The sequence below is a fragment of the Neobacillus cucumis genome (assembly GCF_023715505.1).
Window position 1 is genome coordinate 1 of sequence record NZ_JAMBOH010000172.1, and the last position, 255, is coordinate 255.

Below are 255 nucleotides of genomic sequence, written 5' to 3' on the forward strand. Positions count from 1 at the left end.
ACTAATTGTTATTTCTGCTCCCTTAAGCTTATTGGTATAATCAATTGATGCATATTGACTTCCTCGATCAGAATGATGAATAAGTCCCTCTCTAGGCGGCTGATTAATCATAGCTCTTTCTAACGCTATAATAGCCAATTCTTTTGTCAAACGACTCCCCATATTAAACCCAATAATCTTTCGTGAATACAAGTCCATTACTGACGCCAGATATAGCCAACCTTCCTTTGTCCAAACATAAGTAATGTCAGCCAC

Annotated in this window: 1 protein-coding gene; it reads right to left on the reverse strand. The window is 37.6% G+C overall.

Going from position 1 to position 255, the window contains the following annotated elements; all coding sequences use genetic code 11:
- On the reverse strand, window positions 1-255 hold a 255-nt coding region (locus tag M3226_RS31990), incomplete at both ends, for a DDE-type integrase/transposase/recombinase (RefSeq protein ID WP_251573467.1).